A 19,339-nucleotide genomic window follows, 5' to 3' on the forward strand; every position below is an offset into this window, starting at 1 on the left:
AGTCGCCGAGCTTCGCAACCATCGCCGCTGCGATCGCAGCCGCCGGCTTCTACGTGATCACCAGGACCGTGTCCGAGAATGCGCTGTGGGACACCATCACCGCCCTGGGCATGATGATCTGCTTCTACTACGGCATCACGGCGCTGGCCTGCGTCTGGTTCTTCCGGGCGTCGGCATTCAGCGGCGTCCGTCCGTTCTTCTTCAAGTTCCTGGCGCCCCTGCTGGGCGGAGTGATCCTGCTGGTCATGTTCGTGAAGACGGCCATGGACTCGATGGACCCGGAGTACGGTTCCGGCTCCTCCGTTGGTGGTGTGGGCCTGGTGTTCGTACTGGGAATGGGCGTGATCCTGCTCGGCGTGGCGGTCATGCTGGTGATGTACCGGCTGCGTCCGGAGTTCTTCAAAGGCAAGGTCCTGTAGGGCTGCGTCACCTCGGCGAGGGGAGGGCGGCCGTTGGGACGCCGGCAGCCCGCTCGGCCGCGGCCAGGGCTTGGGCAAGACGCTCGACGGCGGCACGGTAGTCAGTCCCGGCTGTCACCTTGCAGTACTCGGCCTCGTGTATGGCCCTCGTCAATGCCGCTGTTTCGGCAGTCCTGACGTCCGTCATTGCCGGGAAATCGATGGTCCGCGCAGGATCCAGCTCATATTGGCGCCACTGCTCCAGAATGTTTTCGTGGCGGGCTGCGTCGTCCGGGAAACCAGCACGACGGCGGGGCTCAGTTGCATGGAGGCGCTCCACTTTGCGGCTGCTCAGCAGGGTTCCGGCCGCAGTAGCGATGCCGACGAAAATCATGATCAGCCCGGCCGGCGACCAATGCACGGCAGGGACGAGGATGGCGGGCGTAATGACCACCAGCCCTCCGAACACGTCCCAGAAGATGCCGTCCGGCTCCGGGCCGCGGCCGTGGGTCAGTTTCCTGTGCAGGACATATGTGGTTGCTGCGGTTGCAAGAACCAGAGCAACACCCCACAGGAGCATCATGGCGGGCATCGGACCACCTCCAGGCGAATTCGCTGCTTTGAATTCAGTATGCGGCAGTGGATGCGTGGGCGCGAGGGGTGGCTCGGAGTGGCCTGCTATTCAGATAGTCAACTCTCGGTAGACTCTGTGGCAGTGGGCAAGAGCCTGCCGCATCGTTAACAAACAAAAGACCCGACTGCAATCGGGTCTTTGTTCAGCGCGATGCGCTCTTTGGTGCGATTCAAGGGCTTACTCCTTGATGCTCACGCCTCTAGAGTATGCCCCTTCGCGGACGGCGTGCAAGCACTACGCCCGCGGTCGCACCCTTCCTCAGTGAGGGGGTGCACCATGTCTCGACGGCGTAATCGTCCCGAGCCTTGGGGCCGCCTGAACTTGCTGGTCAATCTTTCACGCCTTGCGTGGGAGATAGTCCGCTCGTTCTGGCACCTGAAACCCTAATGGGTTGGCGACGGTCGCGGGGGCTTGTCCGCGGCCGTCGTCGCAGGGGCGGCGCGGTCAGGTTGTCAGGCCCGGGGCGTAGCCTAGGCAGCATGAGACTGAAAATGTGCAGCATCCACGTCAAGGACCCCGCAGCGGCCCACGTTTTCTACACGGAGACCCTGGGCTTCGAGACCCTGATGGCCATGCCCGAGTACAACTTGTTCATCATCAAGGATCCGGGTGCGGACAACGGCAGTTCACCGGGTTTGCTGCTGGAACCCAGCGACAACCCCATCGCATCCAACTACATGAACGCCCTGCATGAGTCCGGTTTGGCCGCGATCACCTTCGGCGTGCCCGACGTCCAGGCTGAGTACGAGCGCTTGGTTGCCGCCGGTGTGACCTTCCAAGGCGAACCCTCCGAGGATCCCTCAGGCGTCAGCGCAGTCTTCGACGACGGTTGCGGAAACTTCATTCAGCTTCACCAGGACTGAGCTTAAACAGTTGTGGCCGGGACCCGTTGATCCTGGCCACAACCTGCTAAGACTTACGCGTGATCGCGCTTGGAAGTCTTCGGGGCATCGCGTTTTGCAGCAGCATTGTCCCGGGCTTCCTTGGTGGCTGCCTTCTTGGCGGCCTCGTCCTTGACGCGCTGCGCCTCGGACCGGACAGCCGCGTGCGTGGCGCGCTCGGTGACCAGCCACTGCGGCGGAGCCTGCAGCAGCTCGGTGATTTCCGCCGTCGTGAGCGCATCCTCGACACCACCGCGGGCGAGGCCGCTGATGGAGATGTTGAGCTTCTGGGCCACTACCGGGCGCGGGTGCGGGCCGTTGCGGCGCAGTTCGACGAGCCACTCCGGCGGGTTGGCCTGGAGTTCGGCGTATTCTTCGCGGGAGATGGACGAATCCTGGAACTCCTGGGGTGTCGCGGGCAGGTAGATACCGAGTTTCTTGGCAACTGTTGCCGGCTTCATGGACTGGGAGTTCGAGGACGTCATGCTTCAAGGGTATCTGGCCGGTACTGTGAGTGTGTGCCAGACGCTGAAGAATCCGCTGAAACAACCGAACCCCTAGCCGGTCTCCGCTTCGCCTATGTTGCCGGTGTGACTCCTGGGAAATGGATCCGGCGGTGGGAAGAACGGATGCCCAACTTCCCGTTGCACTCATTCATGTCCGACGACGCCGCCCAGGTTTCGGTTTTGCGTGACGGTTCCGCAGACCTCAGCTTCGTTCGGTTGCCCGTGGACCGCGAAGGTTTGAACGTCATCCCTTTGTATGAAGAGCAGCCTGTGGTTGTGGCTCCGAAGGGGCATGAGATCTCGGTGTTTGAGGAAGTCGCACTGGACGACCTCGCCGAGGAGAATTTCCTGGATATTGATGAGATGGGCGGGCCGGACATGGCCCTCCAGGTGGTCGCCTCCGGGGCCGGACTGGCGATCCTGCCCATGTCCGTTGCGCGGCACCTGAACGTAAAAGACACGGTCATGCGGCGCCTGACGGGTGCGCCCGGCACGCAAATTGGCTTGGCTTGGCTGGTTGGAACTGACAGCCCGGTGATCGAAGAATTCATCGGGATCGTGCGTGGGCGGACAGCGCAGAGCTCGCGCCAGCCGTCAGCGCAGCAGGAGAAACCCAAGAAGGAGCCCAAGCCTGACCGGCGCGGTGGGGGCCCCAAGAAGCCCGCGGTCGCGCAGCGCTACGCACCGAACCCGGACAAAGGCCGTGGCAAGGGCTCACGCAAAAAGGGCAAACGCTGACGCTCCTGCCCGGTTAGATCACTCCGCCGTGACGCTCCTGCCCGGTTGGTGGGGAAATTGATGCGTTTCTGCGCCCAAGTAGCGGGAATTTGGCGCATTTGGGGTGACCAACTGGGGAGGAGCGCTGACTACTCGCCGTGGATGGCGGTTTGCTGCTGTTCTGAACGGTTGAGGTAGGCAAGGAGAAGGTCCCCGGCGCGCTCAAGCTCGCCCGCTTCCAATGCGGAGCAGATCTGCTCATTTTCCTTCAGCCAGTCACTGTAGAAGTGGGCATTCATGGTGGCCTTGTGAAAGTAGAGGCGCATCTCGGCCAGGATCTGCGCCATGATCGTGTTCAGCCTGTTGCTCTCAGCGAGGGCGACTATGGCGCCGTGAAAATGCTGGTTGGCGCTGCCCAGGCCTTCGTTGTCGTTGGCCGAGGCCGCGCGCTGGCCTTCCTCGACGGCGGCCCTGACGGCGGCGATGCGCTCCGGAGAGCCGCCGGCCCGGATTGAGCTGACCTCGATGGCGCGACGAACCGTATAAACATCGTGGATGTCGCCGGCTTCAAGGGTTGCTACAAAAACGCCCTTGTTGGGCTGGCGAAGAAGAAGCCGCTCAGCGGCCAGCTCGGCGAAAGCTTCGCGGACAGTGTTGCGGGAGACGCCCAAATCCTCGGCGATAGTGGCTTCGGTCAGCTTGGCCCCCGGCACCAGGAAGCCCTCAGCCAGTTGGTAGCGCAGTTCTTCTGCGACTCTCTCCGCCACGGAGGGGACCCTCATACGGACCCTCGCCCGCGCACTGTCCATGCCGGTCTGTTGACTTTTTTCCTGATCTTCACCGGCCATGACACTAAAATTACACGATTGCTGAAAATAGGGATCGCTGGATTGTTGAACAATCCAGCAGATTGATGCATGCTGGATGTAACGCACATCACGAGGCAGGGATCACACTATGGCAATCATCGATCTGAACAGCGACGTCGGCGAGTCCTTCGGGCGCTGGACGCTTGGTGATGACGCAGCCATGTTCGAGTCGGTCTCCAGTGCGAATGTTGCCTGTGGATTCCATGCTGGTGACCCCAGCGTCATCCGCAGCACCTGCGAAAAGGCGGTCAAGGCCGGCGTCGTTATCGGCGCCCATGTTGGCTACCGCGATCTCGCCGGGTTCGGGCGCCGCTTCATGGACATCGATCCCATGGAACTGGCGGACGACGTCGTTTATCAGATCGGGGCCCTGCAGGCGCTGGCAGCCGCTGCCGGTTCACGCGTCCAGTACGTCAAGCCTCACGGGGGCCTCTACAACGCGATCGTCAAGCACACCGCCCAGGCCAGCGCTGTGGTGGACGCCGTGAAATCTGTTGACCCCAACCTTCCGATTCTTGGACTGCCCGGCTCTGAAGTACTTCGGCTGGCTGACAACGCCGGTCTTCGTGCCGTTTCCGAGGCCTTCGCGGACCGCGCCTACAACCCGGACGGAACGCTCGTCCCGCGATCCCAAGCTGGGGCCGTGCTGAATGATCCCGCCGAAGTGGCGGAGCACGTCCTGCGAATGGCCACTGAACAATCCGTCAGGACCATTGACGGTTCCATCCTGAAGATCCGCGCAGAGAGCATCTGCGTGCACGGTGACTCACCCGGAGCCGTCGCGATGGCCACCGCTGTGAAGTCCGCCCTGAGCGACGCCGGCGTAGGTACCGGCTCGTTCCTCTAGCCCGTCCGGGCGCTCCGAACCATCCCCCATCCCCCGGGAGAACATCATGACCAGCACCAACCATGCAGCCAAGGCAGTGACAAGGAAGCCACCGCCCGGCGCCATCAAGGCGTATGTGGCCAGCCTTACCGGCACATCGCTCGAGTACTACGACTTCGCTATCTATTCCGTGGCCTCGGCCTTGGTGTTCCCGAAGATCTTCTTCCCGGGCAACGACGATTTCGTGGCGCTCATCCTGTCCTTCTCAACGTTCGCCGTAGGTTACTTTGCCCGTCCGATCGGCGGCATTGTCTTTGGCCGTCTCGGTGACAAGATCGGCCGCAAATACGTCCTGGTCTTCACGTTGATGCTTATCGGCCTTGCCACCGTACTCATCGGTGCGCTGCCCGACTACTCCGTCATTGGCATTGCGGCCCCGATCATCCTTGTGTTGCTGCGCTTGGCGCAAGGCATCGGTGTTGGCGGGGAGTGGGGTGGCGCGGTGCTGCTGTCCAGTGAATTCGGTGACCCCAACAAGCGCGGCTTCTGGTCCTCTGCAGCCCAGATCGGTCCGCCCGCCGGTAACCTCATGGCCAACGGCGTTCTCGCTATCCTGGCTGCTTCGCTGAGCGAACAAGCCTTCCTCTCCTGGGGTTGGCGCGTGGCCTTCCTTGCTTCTGCCCTGTTGGTGGTGTTCGGCTTGCTCATCCGCCTCAAGCTGGAGGAAACGCCGGTTTTCAAGGCCATTCAAGCCAAGGGAGACCGTCCCAAGGCTCCCATCAAGGAAGTCTTCACTACTCAGCCGAAGGCATTGATTGCCGCTTCGCTTTCGCGAATCTGCCCTGACATCCTCTACTCGCTGTTTACGGTGTTCGTGGCCGTTTACGCCACCAAGGAACTGGGAATGACCACGGGCAACGTCCTGTCAGCCATCCTGATCGGCTCAGCCTTCCAGCTCTTCCTGATCCCGCTGGCCGGCGCCCTGACGGACCGCTTCAACCGCCGCTGGGTTTATGGACTCGCGGCCGCTGCAACAGCAGCCTACATTCCGGTCTTCTTCCTGATGATCCAAGGAAAGTCCGTGGCGATGCTGATCGTAGGCACCGTCATCGGCTTGGCACTCCACGCCTTCATGTACGGTCCGCAGGCCGCGTTCATCACCGAGCAGTTCCCGGCCCGTCTTCGCTACGCCGGAAGTTCCTTGGCCTACACCTTGGCCGGTGTGATCGGCGGCGGATTTGCCCCGGTGATCTTCACCCTCCTCTATGGTGGCGGATCCGGCGGCTGGTACTTCATTGCCGGCTACATCCTTCTGGCTGCCATTGTCACGATCGTCGGCATGCTCCTCGGCCGCGACCCCAAGCCGGAAGAAGATGTCCGGCTCGTGCAGGGAACACACGCTCAGCCGGCGTCGTAACGAACAATGGGAACCGTGATGCAAACCACCACCGCCAAAAGGGTTCGCTCTGTCCGGCCCGTCGGCACGCGTGCCGTCCTGGCCGAACTGGACGGGCTGCAGGACGTCCTCGCCCTGCAGGACATGCTCTACAAATCGCCGCTTCCGGGGCAAGTGGATGTTCTGGCCGCGGCGGAAACGGTGATGGTGGTGGGCGAGTCCGCGGCCGCAACCCGAGCCATCAGTGCACGGCTCATGGAGTTGGAACTAACGGCGCCGGAAGTGGCTGACTCCGGTTTGGTGGTCATCGATACTGTGTACGACGGCGACGACCTCGCCGATGTCGCGGAACTCACCGGACTGAGTGTGGACGGCGTGATTGCCGCACATACGGGCCAAGTCTGGACCGTTGCTTTCGCTGGTTTCGCGCCGGGCTTCGGCTATATGGTGGGCGAAAACGAGGCCCTCACGGTTCCTCGACGGTCTTCTCCCCGCACAGCCGTGCCTGCTGGATCGGTGGCTCTGGGTGGCCGGTATTCGGCCGTGTACCCTCGGCGTTCCCCGGGCGGTTGGCAGTTGATTGGCCGCACTGGTGCAAGGATGTGGGACCTGGACAGGGCCCAACCGGCGCTTGTTCGTCCAGGCGACCGGGTTCAGTACCGGGCCGTCCGCGAGGTTGTCACGGCCACAGAATCCCCGGCACGCGAACCCGAAAAGGAGCACCGCCCGGAGTCCGGTCTTCGGATTCTTACCCCGGGTGCGCAGAGCCTGATCCAGGACCTCGGACGTCGTGGCTATGGTCCGCTCGGCGTATCGGCTGCGGGTGCGTTGGACAGGGCCTCGTTGCGGCGGGCCAACCGGCTGGTGGGAAACGCTGCTTCGGCTGCAGCCATCGAGTCCGTCAATGGCGGCCTCACAGTGGAAGCTGTGGGTGACCAGGTGGTTGCCGTGACAGGGGCGCCCACCACGCTGACAGTAGGGCCGTCGTCGTGGTTTGAGTCCGGCGACGTCCAAGCAGGTGCCCGGCGGACCGTGCCCATGGCCGCTCCTTTCGCGTTGCTCGACGGCGAAGTACTCACCTTGGGTGCCCCGGAGTCGGGCTTCCGGAACTATGTTGCGGTCCGGGGTGGAGTGGACGTTCCTGAGGTTCTAGGCAGCCGCTCAACGGACACGATGTCCGGGATCGGGCCGGGGCCACTGGTCAGCAAGCAGGTTCTTGGCGTGGGTGACGCTACGGCATCCACAGCGGTTGGCAGCCCCGAACTGCAGCCTGACTTCCCGGGTGACGGTGTCACGGTGCTCGATGTCGTGCCCGGGCCACGGGCCGACTGGTTTGACCAGGACGCGCTGGATTCCCTGTGCAGCCAGGAATGGCTGGTCACTCCGCAATCCAATCGAGTGGGCATGCGACTGGATGGCACCCCGCTGGAGCGCACGCGGGAAGGCGAACTTCCCAGTGAAGGAACCATGGCCGGAGCCCTCCAGATCCCGCCGGCCGGATTGCCGGTCCTCTTCCTGGCGGACCACCCCATCACGGGCGGATATCCGGTGATCGGGGTGGTGCGCGACGAACATCTTGATCTGGCTGCTCAAGTCCCCATTGGCGGAAAGATCCGTTTCCGGCTGGCCCCGGACACCACCACGACTTTTACGAAGAACCCAGAGAAGTGAGTATTTGATGCGCAAGGTCCTGATTGCGAACCGCGGCGAAATCGCTGTCCGCGTCGCCCGAGCCTGTGACGACGCCGGCATCCCGTCCGTTGCCGTTTACGCAGACATCGATGCCGACGCCATGCACGTTGGCGCAGCCGACGAAGCCTTCAGTTTGGGCGGCAACTCACCGGCTGACACCTATTTGAACATCGGGAAACTGCTCGCCATTGCAGCGGAGTCAGGCGCAGACGCCGTTCACCCCGGCTACGGGTTCCTTTCCGAGAACGCCGATTTTGCACAAGCAGTGCTCGACGCCGGCCTGGAGTGGATCGGTCCCTCACCCGAGTCGATACGCCAGTTGGGCAATAAGATCACGGCACGTGACATCGCCGTCCGAGCCGGAGCACCTTTGGTTGCCGGCAGCGACGGTCCCGTTTCCACCGCCGCGGAAGCCCGTGCCTTCGCGGAGGAACATGGACTCCCTCTGGCCATCAAAGCCGCGTTTGGTGGAGGCGGCCGCGGTCTGAAGGTGGTCCGGGAGTTGGCGGAAGTGGAAGAAGCGTTCGATTCCGCAGTCCGTGAAGCAGTGGCTGCCTTCGGCCGTGGTGAATGCTTCGTGGAGCAGTACCTTGACCGCCCCCGGCACGTCGAGGCGCAGGTCATCGCGGACAAACTCGGCAACATCGTGGTGGTGGGCACCCGTGATTGCTCGCTACAACGCCGCCACCAGAAACTCGTGGAAGAAGCCCCCGCACCTTTCCTGAGTGACCTGCAACGCCGGCAAATTTACGACGGCGCCAAGGCGATTGTCCGCGAAGCCGGCTACTACGGTGCCGGGACCGTTGAGTTCCTCGTCTCCGCAGACGGAGCCGTGGCCTTCCTTGAGGTCAACACACGCCTCCAGGTGGAGCACCCCATCACGGAGGAAACCGCCGGGATCGACCTCGTCCAAGAACAGTTCCGTATTGCCGCCGGCTTGCCGCTGAGCATCACGGAAGATCCCGTGGCGCGGGGCCACTCCTTTGAGTTCCGTATCAACGCCGAAGACGTGGGCCGCGGGTTCTTGCCCTGCCCGGGAACAGTGGCCTTGTTTGAAGCACCTACAGGTCCGGGAATCCGCGTGGACACCGGGGTACGTTCGGGTTCCTTCGTGGCGCCGCAATTCGACTCCCTGCTAGCCAAATTGATCGTCACCGGAGCTGACCGGCAGCAGGCTCTTCGTCGCGCACGGCGTGCCCTGGCTGAATTCAAGATCTCAGGCCTTGCAACCGTGCTGCCGTTCCACCGCGCGGTCCTGGAATCCGAGGACTTCACGTCGGTAGCCGGAATGCGGGTTCACACCCGTTGGATCGAAACCGACTTCGCAGACCGGATTCCCGTGGATCCTGAGTACAACGTGGTGGCCCGGGAAGGGGAGCGGCGCACCATCACCATTGACGTCGACGGCAAACGGCTGGCTGTTGGGCTTCCCGCGGACCTGCTGGACGGCTGGGCCCGCTCCGGTCAGGGCATTCCCGCCTTTACTGCGCCGGCCGATACGCCGGGTTCCGTCAGCAGCGATTCCCCCGCCGAATCGGCACTTGTCTCCAGCATGGCCGGCACGGTGGTCAAGTGGCTCGCAGAACCCGGCGACGAAGTATCCGCCGGCGATCCCTTGGTAGTCCTGGAGGCCATGAAAATGGAAACCCAGGTCCCGGCCCACCGGACAGGTACTCTGTCCGAGGTGTTGTCGGCACCCGGCGGAGTTGTCACAGCCGGCGCGGTCCTCGCGCACATCGAGTAGCGCCGGGCGGCGGTGCAGGAGCGGGGCGGCAACGGCGCAACGGCGCACCGGCGCAGCGGCCGGGCAAGCGTGACTAGGCGTGCGTCGCCGCCGCGATGCCCAGCACGCTCTCCAGCAAGCCGTTGCGGAACTTCCCCGTTGGGTCGTTGGCCTGAACCAAAGCCCGAAAGTCCTCGAACCGCGGGTACAGTGCGGCGAAGTCATACTCGCCGGGCGTGAACAGTTTGCCCCAATGAGGCCGGGCGCCGAACGGGCGGAGGGCTTCCTCAAGCTCGGGGAGCACCGCTTCCACCTCAGCCTGCAGCGGTTTCCAGGTGAAGTGGAGTGCCACACTTTGCTGCTGGTAGAACGGGCTGAGCCAGAACTCATCAGCGGCCACGGTGCGGATTTCAGAGACGAACAGGAGCGGTGCGAGCTTTTCGGCGAGCCCGCGGACGGCCTGCAGCGCGGCCGGTGCGTGTTCCAAAGGCAGAAGGAACTCGCTTTGCAGTTCCTCACCGTTGCTGGGCGTGAATTCGTGGCGGAAGTGCGGCAACCGGTCGAGCCACTTGCCCGCCACATCAAGCTGTTCCGTGCAGTTCTCGGCGGACATATCAGGTAAGGGATGCATGGCTGCCGTCGCCGCGGTTGCCCCGAACAGATCAGGCAACGGAGCTTCAGTGTCCAGTGCTTTAAGCCAGACCTGGGGGATGGTTTCGCCGGTGTAATCGGTGAAGAAGCTGACGCTGTAAGCACTGGAAGCGATGGCCTGGAAGTTGGCCAAGGCACCCTCCCAAGAGAGGTTGGTGAGCACTCGCTGCCGTACGTCAAAGCTCGGCCGGACCGCGAGTTCCAGCCCTGTGACAATGCCAAGTGCACCCAGTCCCACCACGCTGGCGAGGAATTCGTCGTCGTCGGCCGTGAGGGTCACCAGCTCGCCGGAGGCGCGCACCACATCAACACTGACGACGGCGGCAGCCAAGGAGGGGTTGTTGACTCCACTGCCGTGCGTGCCGGTTTGGATGGCGCCGGCCACAGAGATGTGCGGGAGGGAAGCGAGGTTGTGGATGGCGTAGCCCTGTTCCTCAAGCGCGCGGCCCAGAGCTCCGTAGCTGATGCCGCCACTGACCTTGACGGTGCCCTTTTCGGTGTCCAGAACCACTTCCTGGGGGAGCCCATCGAGGAGGAGGTGCGTGCCGGTGGTGTCGGCAACGGTGTTGAAGGAGTGCCGGGATCCCAGGGCCTTGATCTGCGTCGCCTCAGCTACGAGCCCGCGCAGTTGCTCCACGGTTGTGGGCCGCTGGACGTCCGCAGACGAGTACTCAAGATTTCCTGCCCAGTTCTTCATCGAAAGATCTCCCGCTTGTATTTGTAGACTCCCGCAATTGTTAACGTTCTCAACTAATTGCGTCAAGGGGAGTCCACGCCGGTTGCGGATAGAGTTCAAGGGATTGGCCGTCTACCAGGAGTCACAACGTGAGCAAGGGATCCAAGCCCACCATTCGGGATGTGGCCATGGCGGCTGACGTATCGCTGACCACCGTCTCCTATGTGCTCTCGGGCCGCCATGGTGGCACAACCCGGATCAGCCAGCCCACACAGGACAGGGTTCTGGCGGCGGTCAAGGAGCTGGGGTATGTGCCCAACCAGGCAGCCCGGGGGATGCGTCGCGGCAAGACAGACGTGATTGCCGTGGCCATAGGGAACCTTGAATGGCCGTGGGACCGGGCCCTCGCCACTGCTGCAGCCACCATCCTGCCGCAGCACGGATTCCAGCCGGTGATTCTGCTGGGCGACGACTGGCGGAAGTTCGCAATGTCCGGAGGCGCCGATGGTGTGATCATCGGGTACTTCCCCGAAGCAAAAACGGAGGATGAAACAGTCACCGAACTGGCCCGCCGTGGCGTGGCCCAAGTGGTCATCTCCGGGACCATGAAGCCTGCCGGTTTCGACGTCCTTGCCCCTGAGACCGATGCCGGGCTCGCAGAATGCATGGATTTCCTCACCGCGTCCCACCGCAGAATCGGCTGCATCCGGAGGGCAGACCCAAGCGGCCGGCCCAAGAGTCGCTTTGCCGCGTATGCTGCCGGGCTGGAGAAGGCCGGCATTCTCTTGGACGAGTCTTTGGTCAGGACCTCCCATCACCGTCCGGCGGCTGCCTATCAGTCAGCCCTCGAGCTGCTCCAGCTGACGGATCGCCCCACGGCCATTTTCTGCACTGACGACATGGAGGCGCTGCAGACGATCCGTGCCGCCTATCGTTTGGGTCTCCGGGTCCCGGAGGACATCCAGATCATTGGGGTGGGAAACTCCACCGAGGGCCAGGAATACGATCCGGCGCTGACTACTGTTGGCCCGGACCCGATCTTCGAACAGGTTGTCCGGATGCTGCTGGACCGGTTGGCGGAAAACACGCCGGCCGAGGGCATTCGGGTGGCGTCGCCATGGAAGTTGCACCGCCGCGGCACTACACAGGGCTAGTCAGTCCTTCAGCGGCCGTCGTGCCAGCCAGGCGGCCACGATTGCGCCCGAGATGTTGTGCCAAAGCGAGAAGACGGCGGAGGGCAGGGCGGCCAGCGGGCTGAAGTGTGCGGTGGCCAAGGTCGCGGCCAGTCCGGAGTTCTGCATGCCAACCTCGAATGCCAGGGCCCGGCGTGCTTTATCGTCCAGTCGGCCGAGCTTGCCGGCAAGGTAGCCGAGGCCCAGGCCGAATCCGTTGTGGAGGACAACTGCCAGGAAAACGATTGCACCCGCAGCCACGATCTTGCTGGCACTCCCGGCCACGACGATCGCAACGATCAGTGAAATCACGACGGCGGAGGCCCACGGAAGTGCCGGAAGAACCTTTGCGACGAGCTTCGAAAGGAAGAGCCGGGCGAGCAGGCCGCCGATCACCGGCAACAGTACGGTTTTCACGATGTCCATCACCATGGCCCCGGCATCGATGTGCAGGAAGGACCCGGCAAGGAAGAGAGTCAGTGCAGGGGTAACGATGGGTGCGATCAGCGTGGAAACCGAGGCGACGGCTACGGACAGGGCAACATCGCCCTTTGCCAGGAAGGCCATGACGTTGGAGGCGGTGCCGGACGGAGCGCAGCCAACCAGGATCAGGCCGACGGCCAGTTCCGGAGGTAGTTGCAGGAGTACTGCAATGAGCCAACCGGCACCGGGCATGATCACGTAGTGGGCAACGATGCCCAGGGCTACAGCCCAAGGACGCCGGGCCACCGAGGCGAAGTCAGGCGGCGTCAGCGTGAGGCCCATGCAGAACATGATGACGCCCAGCAGATACGGAACGGCCACGCCCATCGGTTTGAAGAGGTCCGGAATCAGGAATCCAAGGATGCCGGCAACCACCACCAAAAGCGGGAACACCGTGACGGCAATACGCGCAATCTTGGCTTCCGCAGCAAGCGCGGCGTTAACGGGGGCCGCGGATTCTTCTGTTTCTGATGGTGAATTGGTTGCCTCAAGCATTCATCCATGCTCACATTCACCCCGCGAACCCGGCCACTTCGTGACATTCGGCGGAGCGTATATGTCAGATGACCGCCGTTTCCCACCCAACTGAGTCGCAGCTGTGCGCGTTTTGAGTGCTCGTAACGCGCACAACTTCGACTCAGTTGGGTCAGGAGTTGAGCTTCCCCGCCAGGCGCTCGCGCATCCGAACACTGGCCTCGTTGAGCCCGATGAACTCCACGTCGCGCCCGTGGTTCCGGTACTTCTCAGTCACCGAATCAAGCACCGCCACCGTGGAGGCATCCCAGATGTGGGAACCATGGAGATCGATGATCACCCGATCTATGCCTTCTGAGGAATCCTTTGCATAGTCGAACTGCGTGTAGAGATCGTTGGACGAAGCAAAGAACAGTTCCCCGTCCACGGTGTATGTCGCAACATTCTCACCGTTGAGCTCCAGTTCGGTCCGCTCCACCGTCGCGAAGTGGGCCACCCGCCGTGCGAACAGCACCATGGCGGTCAGGACGCCGACGCCGACACCCACCGCGAGATTGTGCGTCGCCACCACGGCGGCAACGGTGACGAGCATGACCGCGGTTTCGGACTTCGGGAGACGCTTCAGGGTTGAGGGTCGGATGGAATGCCAGTCGAACGTAATCAGCGAAACGAAAATCATCACAGCCACCAGGGCGGCCATGGGGATCATGCCTACAACATCGCCCAGGACAACCATCAGCACCAGCAGGAACACTCCGGCCAGGAAGGTCGAGAGGCGGCTTCGAGCCCCTGAGCCCTTGACGTTGATCATGGTCTGACCGATCACCGCGCATCCGCCCAGGCCGCCGAGGAAACCGGTCACAATGTTTGCAGCACCTTGTCCCCAAGACACCCGCGTCTTGTTGGAGCGCGTGTCCGTGATGTCGTCCACCAGCTTGGCGGTCATCAGCGATTCCAGCAGGCCCACCAGCGCCATGGACAGGGCGAAGGGCGCGATGATCTGGAAGGTTTCCAGGTTCAGGGGAACGTTGGGCAGGAAGAACCCGGGCAGGCTGTCCGGGAGTTCACCTTTGTCGCTGACGGTGGGAACGTCGATGCCACCCAGCACGGTCACCAGCGTGATGGCCACGATCGCCACCAGCGGCGCAGGAATGGCGGTAGTGATGCGGGGTAGTCCGAAGACGATCACCAAGCCCACGATGACAATCGGATAGACCATCCACGGCACGTTGAAGAGCTCGGGCATCTGGGACATGAACACCAGGATTGCCAGGGCGTTGACGAACCCGATCATCACGGATCTGGGGATGAAGCGCATCAATTTGGTGACACCCAGGACCGCCAGGATGATCTGGAAAACGCCAGCCAGAATGATCGTTGCAATGAGGTAGTCGAGCCCGTGTTCCTTCATTACCGGCGCGATCACCAAGGCCACGGCACCGGTGGCCGCGGAGATCATGGCAGGACGCCCGCCAACTATGGCAGTAACCACGCCCATGGTGAAGGATGCGAACAACCCAATGCGTGGATCAACGCCCGCAATCACCGAGAACGCAATGGCCTCGGGTATCAAAGCCAAAGCCACTACGAGCCCGGCAAGGGATTCCGTCAGCAGACGGCGGGGCGAGCGGAAGGTCGCCCGCAGTGACATGAGTTGCTCGGGAGTCATGGGTCCTTACGGTCCAATTGCCCTAGAACATAGGTAGCTGTCCTAGAGCGCAGTCTGGCGGTAGCGCTCAATCTGCTTCAGACGCCGCTGGAGGCTGTCGCGCCGCGGGTGCGGGACGACGTCGGGCGCCTCAGCGGTGAGATCGATGTGTTCGGTTCCGTACTGCCACAGCAGGAGGTCATCCAGGAGGCGGTCGGGACCGGGGGAGTAGCGGTGGTCCAAGGCCTTGCGGACCTCGGTGATGCGGTTGGCACTGAGCAACCCGGCCAGCTCCACGGTCTTGGTGAGGCCGTGGGCGGCGAGCAGTTCGGCAGCCCATCCCCAGTCGTCATCAACTTTACGGTCAACGTGCGGCAGCAGCGTACGCCAGACGTCACGGACCCGGTTGGGCGTCAGGGGCATGCCGCCATCGCCTTCAAGGTCCCAGTAGCCGCGGACTTCCTCGTACCGCTCGTGAAGATCGGCGAAGGCGCTCTCCACTGTTTCCAACATGGCAGCTGTTGCCGTGAATTGACGGTCAAAATGGGGTGTCCAAGCACGCGGGTCTTCGGCCTTGAAGCGGATGTCGTGTTCGATCTCGCTCCACGCGTGGGCAAAGACGGTACGGATCTGGCATTCGAAGAAGTAGCTGCCATTGGCAGGCATGTCCGGGTTGAAGACCTGCTGGTATTCCTTGACGGCCTCGTTCTGGATGGTGCGCAAAATGAGGTGCCGACTGGAGTATCCGTAGGTTCCCGACTCGATGGAGCCGATGTCCTTCTCACGGTCGCCGCGGCAGTCAAAGAGCTGGCGCTGCCGCTTGATGATGTTGGCCACGGCGGCATTCTCGGCCGGAAGCTTGGTGATGACGCGGATGCCCACCATGTCATTCAACGTGCGGAAAGGATCCGGGAACTTCAACAACCGAGGTCCGCCCGGCTCCAACGGATCGTCGGTGCGGGAAATCTTTTCCCGGAACGACTCCACCGTTTTGGTCCGTCCCGTGACAAACAACGGAGTGACTTCAGCGTCGTTCAGCATGTCCCGCAAAGTGAGCAGAACATCGCGCGTGACCCGCTTCAGGGCGGGGCGAACGCGTTCATAGAGCGCTACGTTCGCATCCACTGCATCGCGCTGTGCCTGGTCCAGGCTGTCCCAATTGCTTGCCATGCCCCCAGCTTACGGGGCGGGTCCGACACTCAACTGAGCCACCTGCCGTCGGGGTGCCTCTAGCCAAACTAGTGAACCGTCACGATAGGCTCAGTACAAAGGAGGGCGCAATGTTGCGGCACAAGTACAGCTACGGCGAACACCCCAGCCAATGGGGCGAACTCTTCATACCTGAACCGTCCAACGGAAACCATCGCGGCGCGTCTGCGGTTGCCGGAGGAATCGCCGTGGTGATCCATGGCGGTTACTGGCGCTCACAGTACGGCGCGGAGCTCGGTGAGCCTCTTGCGCGGGACCTCGCAGCGCATGGCATCACCGCATGGAACCTCGAGTATCGGCGGGCCGGCAACGGCGGTGGTTGGCCGCATACGTTCGAGGACATCCTGGCCGGCATCGACCACCTGTCCACCATCGCCGGCGATCACAACCTCCAGCTCGGCAAGGTGGTAGCCCTGGGACACTCGGCAGGCGGCCATCTGGCCGTGTGGGCTGCGGGCCGGCAGCGGCTTTCAGGCATAGGCACGCCAGACGCCGATCGCCAGCTCCAGCGAAGCCCCGAGGACAACGCCGTGCACCTGACAGGCGTCGTTAGCCAGTCCGGCCTCCTTAATCTGGCCGCAGCGGAGAAGCTGAACCTCAGCAACGGCGCCGTATGCAACCTGATGGGCGGCGATTCCGCTAGATACCCCAAACGGCATAAGTATGCGGATCCCATGAGTTCGCTGCCCTTGGACGTGCCCATATATGCCGTTCACGCCACGGATGATGAGGATGTTCCAGCCAGCCAATCCGAGGCATATGTCGCTGCGGCAACTGCTGCAGGTAGCGCTGCCCAGTTGTTGCGCGTCCCCGGCGACCACTTCGACCTGATCGATCCCAAGGCCGTGGCGTACAAGAAGTGCCGCGAATTGGTGCAACGGCTGCTCTCGTAACTGGTGGTCCGTGGCTGCCGTCCTCTGGCAGAGTGGTGCCATGCTGACAGTCATTGGTGAGGCCCTGGTAGACGTCGTTCAACGCTCCTCCGGAATCGAGGCGCACGTTGGAGGAAGCCCGCTCAACGTTGCCGTCGGCCTGGCCCGGCTGGATCATCCGGTGCAGTTCATCGGCCGCTATGGCCGGGACGCTTATGGCGATTCCATTGCTGCACACTTGCGTTCGAGTTCGGTCATGGTGCCGCTTCCGCCCGACCAGAAGCCAACCAGCGTGGCCACCGCGCAGATCGACGACGACGGCGCCGCCACCTACGCTTTCGACCTCGCATGGGAGCTGCCCGGGCTCGCCGGACGGTTGCCCCTCATGCTGCAGGGTTCCACGCTGCTCCACACCGGGTCCATTGCCACCTTCCTGGAGCCAGGCGCTGCGGAGGTGATTGCCGCCGTCGAGTATGCCCATCCGAGCAGCACCATCAGCTTCGACCCCAACTGCCGTCCCAGCATCATCACGGACGTTGAGTATGCCCGGACGCAAGCCGAGCGTTTCGTGGTGCTGTCCGACGTCGTGAAAGCCTCCGATGAGGATCTTGAGTGGCTTTATCCCGGTGTTGATCCGTTGGAATCCGCACGCCGCTGGCTGACCTTGGGCGGCGCGGAAGGCCCGGCTTTGGTAGTGGTGACGCGGGGATCACTGGGTCCTTGGGGCGTTACCGGGGCAGGGGAAGCGCAGGTTGCCGCGCCGTCCGTGAACGTGGTGGACACCGTGGGCGCTGGCGATTCGTTCATGGCTGGACTGTTGTCCGCGATTGTGGACCACGGGCTGGATGGCGCGCAGAACCGCGCAGAGCTCCGGGCGATGCCTGCAGAAATCTTGGAAGCCATCATGGATCACGCCACGCGGGCGGCCGCAGTTACGGTCTCACGGGCAGGCGCGAACCCGCCCACACGCGCCGAGCTCAATCACGGCCCGGAATAAACGAGGCATAAACACGGGCAAAGGGCAGTCTGAGCCCAGGATCTTTAGCCCGCCCCGTGCCCCGCAGCTACTTCCTCCCCGGCCTTCACCGGTCCCGGCGGGGTGCCCTCACCGAACGGGCTTCCGCCCAGGGCCTCGCGTCCGTGCGCGGTGAGCCAGCCGGATAGATCGGGTCCGGCGGGGACGATCTGCGTGGGATTAATGTCCTCGTGAACTATGTAGTAGTGCTGTTTGATCTGCACGAAGTCGATGGTGTCCCCGAACCCCGGTGTCTGAAACAGGTCCCGGGCGTAGGCCCACAGTGCCGGCATCTCGCTGAGCTTGTTCCGGTTGCACTTGAAATGGCCGTGATAGACGGCGTCGAAGCGTGCCAAGGTGGTGAAAAGCCGCACGTCGGCCTCGGTGATCGAATCACCCACCAGGTACCTCTGCCGGGTCAGCCGCTCCTCGAGCCAGTCCAAAGCGGTCCACAGCCGGGTATAGGCGGCGTCGTACGCTTCCTGGGACCCGGCGAATCCGCACCTGTAGACGCCATTGTTGACCTCGGTGAAGACGCGTTTGTTGACGGTGTCGATTTCCTCGCGCAGGTGCTCCGGGTACAGCTGCGGTGCGCCCGGACGGTGGAACTCAGTCCACTCCGAGGAGAAATCGAGGGTGATTTGCGGGAAGTTGTTGGTCACCACCTGGCCGCTGGGAATGTCAACGATGGCCGGAACCGTGATGCCCCGCGGGTAGTCCGGGAAACGCCGGAAGAACGCTTCCTGCAGGCGTTCAATGCCGAGCACAGGATCTTTGCCATCGGGGTCCAGGTCAAAGGTCCAGGAGCGGGCGTCGTGGGTGGGGCCGGGCTGGCCCAGGCTGATGACATCCTCAAGCCCCAACAGCCTGCGCACAATGACCGCACGGTTGGCCCAGGGGCACGCCCGCGCTGCAATCAACCGGTAGCGCCCCGCCTCCACGGGCCAGCCAGGCTCGCCGTTGGGTCCTGCGGCACCGTCGCGGGTGATCCTGTCCTCGATGTAATTGGTGTCCCGGGTGAACTCACTGCCGGTGACGTACGCCCCGCGGGTGCTGTGTTCTTCGACTTCGCTGGTCTTCTCACTCATGACTTCACACTATGCCCCGGATCTGGACAATCTCCAGACAACTCCCTCCGTTCCAGACAGGCATCGTCTTGAAGGTGGCGGTACTGCTACAATAAAACATGCCTAAAGGGCTATAAGCGACGTTTTAAGAAGGCTGGTTATGGCGAAGCGTAGCGTCCCCCTTCGTCCTCATATTCAGGACGCCCTAACCGTGTGGGGGCAACTCATCCGCCAAGGACGAACAGAACGAAAATGGACCGCAAAGGAACTGGCGGCTCGTGCGAATGTCTCGGAGCAGACGGTACTCGCAGCTGAGGCCGGCAGCCGCGGTGCGGCCGTAGGCACCATGATGGAACTCGCGGACCTCGTAGGCGTTCCCATCTTCGGTATTGAAGACCGTGCAGAGCTGGCGATTCGTCGTCAGCGTGGG

General features: G+C 62.9%; 18 protein-coding genes and 1 pseudogene. 11 read left to right on the forward strand and 8 right to left on the reverse strand.

Annotated features, from left to right (window positions below):
• A pseudogene (locus tag HP499_RS07310) lies at positions 1–419 on the forward strand (amino acid transporter); the annotation flags it as partial.
• 7 nt (positions 420–426) lie between these two features.
• On the opposite strand, the gene HP499_RS07315 reads toward HP499_RS07310, so the two are convergent.
• A complete protein-coding gene (locus HP499_RS07315; protein ID WP_172323334.1) occupies positions 427–990 on the reverse strand; it encodes a hypothetical protein in 564 nt (187 codons plus the stop codon).
• 521 nt (positions 991–1,511) lie between these two features.
• Here HP499_RS07315 and HP499_RS07320 point away from each other — a divergent pair.
• A complete protein-coding gene (locus HP499_RS07320) occupies positions 1,512–1,895 on the forward strand; it encodes a VOC family protein (protein ID WP_172323336.1) in 384 nt (127 codons plus the stop codon).
• Between the two features lie 53 nt (positions 1,896–1,948).
• Here the strand turns inward: HP499_RS07320 and HP499_RS07325 are convergent, their stop codons facing one another.
• Positions 1,949–2,398 (reverse strand): DUF5997 family protein, encoded by a 450-nt coding sequence (locus HP499_RS07325; protein ID WP_172323338.1) that lies wholly within the window; start codon positions 2,396–2,398, stop codon positions 1,949–1,951.
• Between the two features lie 33 nt (positions 2,399–2,431).
• Between HP499_RS07325 and HP499_RS07330 the strand changes: the two genes are divergently transcribed.
• Entirely contained in the window at positions 2,432–3,157 is a 726-nt protein-coding gene (locus HP499_RS07330) for a LysR family substrate-binding domain-containing protein (RefSeq protein ID WP_172323340.1), read from the forward strand.
• 128 nt (positions 3,158–3,285) lie between these two features.
• Here the strand turns inward: HP499_RS07330 and HP499_RS07335 are convergent, their stop codons facing one another.
• Positions 3,286–3,984 (reverse strand): GntR family transcriptional regulator, encoded by a 699-nt coding sequence (locus HP499_RS07335; RefSeq protein ID WP_172323342.1) that lies wholly within the window; start codon positions 3,982–3,984, stop codon positions 3,286–3,288.
• Between the two features lie 109 nt (positions 3,985–4,093).
• Here HP499_RS07335 and HP499_RS07340 point away from each other — a divergent pair, with 109 nt between their 5' ends.
• From HP499_RS07340 to HP499_RS07355, 4 genes are read left to right on the forward strand one after another with little or no spacing between them, the layout of a single operon-like run.
• On the forward strand, positions 4,094–4,852 hold the full coding sequence (locus HP499_RS07340) for a LamB/YcsF family protein (RefSeq protein WP_172323344.1): 759 nt from the start codon (positions 4,094–4,096) through the stop codon (positions 4,850–4,852).
• A gap of 46 nt (positions 4,853–4,898) precedes the next feature.
• A complete protein-coding gene (locus HP499_RS07345; protein WP_172323346.1) occupies positions 4,899–6,248 on the forward strand; it encodes an MFS transporter in 1,350 nt (449 codons plus the stop codon).
• 6 nt (positions 6,249–6,254) lie between these two features.
• Positions 6,255–7,898, forward strand: coding sequence for a 5-oxoprolinase/urea amidolyase family protein (locus HP499_RS07350; RefSeq protein WP_172323348.1), 1,644 nt, complete (start codon positions 6,255–6,257; stop codon positions 7,896–7,898).
• Between the two features lie 7 nt (positions 7,899–7,905).
• A complete protein-coding gene (locus HP499_RS07355) occupies positions 7,906–9,663 on the forward strand; it encodes a biotin carboxylase N-terminal domain-containing protein (RefSeq protein WP_172323350.1) in 1,758 nt (585 codons plus the stop codon).
• Positions 9,664–9,736: 73 nt separating this feature from the next.
• Here HP499_RS07355 and HP499_RS07360 read toward each other — a convergent pair whose 3' ends face one another.
• A complete protein-coding gene (locus HP499_RS07360) occupies positions 9,737–10,990 on the reverse strand; it encodes a D-arabinono-1,4-lactone oxidase (RefSeq protein WP_172323352.1) in 1,254 nt (417 codons plus the stop codon).
• A 128-nt stretch (positions 10,991–11,118) separates the two neighbouring features.
• On the opposite strand from HP499_RS07360, the gene HP499_RS25455 reads away from it, so the two are divergent.
• Positions 11,119–12,123, forward strand: a complete 1,005-nt coding sequence (locus HP499_RS25455) for a substrate-binding domain-containing protein (RefSeq protein WP_172323354.1) — start codon at positions 11,119–11,121, stop codon at positions 12,121–12,123.
• Here the strand turns inward: HP499_RS25455 and HP499_RS07370 are convergent, their stop codons facing one another.
• From HP499_RS07370 to HP499_RS07380, 3 genes are all read right to left on the reverse strand, one after another.
• On the reverse strand, positions 12,124–13,119 hold the full coding sequence (locus tag HP499_RS07370; protein WP_172323356.1) for a bile acid:sodium symporter family protein: 996 nt from the start codon (positions 13,117–13,119) through the stop codon (positions 12,124–12,126).
• Positions 13,120–13,270: 151 nt separating this feature from the next.
• Complete coding sequence (locus tag HP499_RS07375) at positions 13,271–14,767, reverse strand: SulP family inorganic anion transporter (RefSeq protein ID WP_172323358.1); 1,497 nt, start codon at positions 14,765–14,767, stop codon at positions 13,271–13,273.
• Between the two features lie 42 nt (positions 14,768–14,809).
• A complete protein-coding gene (locus HP499_RS07380) occupies positions 14,810–15,916 on the reverse strand; it encodes a GTP pyrophosphokinase family protein (RefSeq protein WP_172323360.1) in 1,107 nt (368 codons plus the stop codon).
• Positions 15,917–16,026: 110 nt separating this feature from the next.
• Between HP499_RS07380 and HP499_RS07385 the strand changes: the two genes are divergently transcribed.
• Entirely contained in the window at positions 16,027–16,848 is an 822-nt protein-coding gene (locus tag HP499_RS07385) for an alpha/beta hydrolase (protein WP_172323362.1), read from the forward strand.
• 40 nt (positions 16,849–16,888) lie between these two features.
• Complete coding sequence (locus HP499_RS07390) at positions 16,889–17,824, forward strand: carbohydrate kinase (RefSeq protein ID WP_172323364.1); 936 nt, start codon at positions 16,889–16,891, stop codon at positions 17,822–17,824.
• A 44-nt stretch (positions 17,825–17,868) separates the two neighbouring features.
• Here HP499_RS07390 and HP499_RS07395 read toward each other — a convergent pair whose 3' ends face one another.
• Entirely contained in the window at positions 17,869–18,930 is a 1,062-nt protein-coding gene (locus HP499_RS07395) for a glutathione S-transferase family protein (protein ID WP_172323366.1), read from the reverse strand.
• 139 nt (positions 18,931–19,069) lie between these two features.
• On the opposite strand from HP499_RS07395, the gene HP499_RS07400 reads away from it, so the two are divergent.
• On the forward strand, positions 19,070–19,339 hold a 270-nt coding region (locus HP499_RS07400; RefSeq protein ID WP_172323368.1), incomplete at its 3' end, for a helix-turn-helix transcriptional regulator.

Origin of the sequence: Paenarthrobacter sp. CM16, assembly GCF_013179505.1 — a bacterium.
GTDB lineage: Bacteria > Actinomycetota > Actinomycetes > Actinomycetales > Micrococcaceae > Arthrobacter.